The 2347-nt window shown below is 73.1% G+C and carries 2 protein-coding genes and 1 pseudogene; 1 reads left to right on the forward strand and 2 read right to left on the reverse strand.

Going from position 1 to position 2347, the window contains the following annotated elements:
* Positions 1 to 351, reverse strand: a pseudogene (locus tag HW445_RS27290) (methylated-DNA--[protein]-cysteine S-methyltransferase); the annotation flags it as partial.
* A 38-nt stretch (positions 352 to 389) separates the two neighbouring features.
* Complete coding sequence (locus HW445_RS27295; protein ID WP_180223542.1) at positions 390 to 1274, reverse strand: glycerophosphodiester phosphodiesterase family protein; 885 nt, start codon at positions 1272 to 1274, stop codon at positions 390 to 392.
* Positions 1275 to 1590: 316 nt separating this feature from the next.
* Here HW445_RS27295 and HW445_RS27300 point away from each other — a divergent pair.
* Positions 1591 to 2347, forward strand: a 757-nt coding sequence (locus HW445_RS27300) for an MHYT domain-containing protein (protein WP_180223543.1), incomplete at its 3' end; no start/stop codon positions are given.

Raw genomic sequence — 2347 nt, forward strand, 5'->3', positions numbered from 1 at the left:
GGGGACCGACGCCGCCAGTTCCCGCAGCACCCGCCCGTTGAAGCCGGCCTCACCGGGCAGCAGCGACCAGTCCAGCGGCAGGGAGAACTCCCGCAGCCCGCCGGACAGGTACGCGGTGAGCTGCCGTATCGCCTCCGCCAGCAGCGGCGCGCGCGGATCCCGCTCGGGCGGGACGCCCAGCCGGGCGGTGGCCCGGCCGAGGAACCGCTCGCACACCTCGGGCCGGGCGTGGAACACCACGCCCGCGAGCCCCCGCGGCGTCGCGAGGAGAAGCAGCGGCCCGATCGGACCGTCGACGACGTCCCAGACGACCCGCCCGTCGCCCGTCCCGTCCCGCACGGAGTTGTCCATGCGTTCACGTTACGACGCGCCACCGACAGCGCGGCTCGTCACGGGGAGGTCCAGAAGGCCGACAGCGCCCTGCGCACCACGTCCGGCCGGTTGGTGATCAGGCAGTCGACGCCGTAGCCCGCCGCCAGCAGGGCGTCGACCGGGCGGTCCACGGTCCACGCGCACACCTCGACCGGTCTGCCGTGCGGTCCGCGCAGCCGCTGCACCGCGGCCACGTAGCCGACCGTGAGCCTCAGGTGCTGCGGGTTGATCTGGTCCGTGAAGCGCGCGTACGTGCGCAGCTCGGCGATGGTGGGGGAGCCCAGCACCGCGGTCCGCACGGCCGGGCGCAGCCGGTGCACCGTGCGGATGGTGGGCGCGTGGAAGCTCTGGATCACCAGCCGTGACAGGTGCCGGCGGTCCAGCCAGCCGGCCCGCCCCAGCTCCCGCAGCACCTGGTGGCCGATGCCCGGGTAGAGCTCGGGGTTCTTGATCTCCAGCAGCAGGCTCTGCCGGTTGCGCTCCAACCGGGCCAGGTACTGCCGCAGGGTCGGCACGCGCGTACCGGCGAACCGCGGGCCGAACCAGCTGCCCGCGTCCAGCCGCGCGATCTCGGCCGCCGTGAAGTCCCGCACCCGCCACGGCGAGCGGCCGGGGAAGACCCGCTCCACGTCGGTGGTGCGGGCCAGCCCGGCGTCGTGAAGGACCACCAGCACGCCGTCCTTGGTGCGCTGCACGTCGTTCTCCACCCAGGTGAAGCCCAGTCGGCGCGCCCGGTCGACGGCGGCCAGCGTATTCTCGGGCGCCAGGGCGGAGGCGCCCCGATGGGCGATCACCGCAGGGCGTCCGGCCTCGTGATCGGCGCGGGCGCCGGGGACCGGAAGCAGGAGGGCGACGAGGCCCAGGAGTGCCGAGGCGGTCGCGGCGACTGCGCGCGCGTGCATGCGTTCTCCTCGCGTCGACTGGCACGGACGGTTCCAGAGTGACAGCAGAGAGTGCGCGCGGCGTGGATGCCGGAAGGGCGTGGAACGACGCCGAGTGCCCAAGTCCGCTCGCCGGTGCCCCACAAGTGGGTCGACGATGTGATTCTTTGACGCAGAATCGTTGGTCCCATCAGGTGAGAGTCATACTCTCCCCACCGGTACCCGGCCGCTCGCACAGGTTCCGGGCACCACGGGCACGGCGGGCACGGCGGACAGCACGGGCACCACGGGCACGACGCGCCGACACGGACGACACGGGGCGGAAGGGAAGCCGCGCATGCAGGGCACGGTCGACGGTTTCAGTCACGGGCTGATCACACCGGTGGCGGCCTACGTGATGGCCTGCCTCGGTGGCGCGCTCGGGTTGCGCTGCACCACCCGGGCACTCCTGGTGGGACGCCGCCGGGCCGGCTGGCTGGCCCTCGGGTCCGCCGCCATAGGCTCCGGCATCTGGACGATGCACTTCATCGCCATGACCGGCTTCTCGGTCGGCGGGACGCCGGTCGACTACGACCTGCCGACCACCTTCGCCAGCCTCGCGGTGGCGATCGTCATGGTCGGCATCGGGACCTTCCTGGTCGGCTACTGGAACGCCACCGGCACCGCCCTGTTCACCGGGGGCACGCTCACCGGACTCGGCATAGCCTCCATGCACTACCTGGGCATGGCCGGCATGCGGTTCCACGGCGAACTGCGGTACGACACCCCGACCGTCGCCCTGTCCGTCCTGATCGGGATGGTCGCCGCCACCAGTGCCCTGTGGGCGGCCAGCCAGGTCCGCGGGCTGCTGTGGAGCGTGGGCGCCAGCCTGGTGATGGGCCTCGCGGTCACCGGCATGCACTACACCGGCATGGCCGCCGCCACCGTCCACCTGCACGACGACGCCGCCGTTCTCCCGCCGGGCGACGCGGCCGGCGCGCTGATCGGCCCGATGCTGGCGGGTCCGCTCGCCTTCCTGCTGCTGGCCGGGGTCGTGGTGATGTTCGACCCGCAGATGGTGATGAGCCGCCCGGCCCCCAGGCCGGCTCCCGAGG

Origin of the sequence: Streptomyces sp. UH6, from assembly GCF_013421635.1 — a bacterium.
GTDB lineage: Bacteria > Actinomycetota > Actinomycetes > Streptomycetales > Streptomycetaceae > Streptomyces > Streptomyces abyssomicinicus.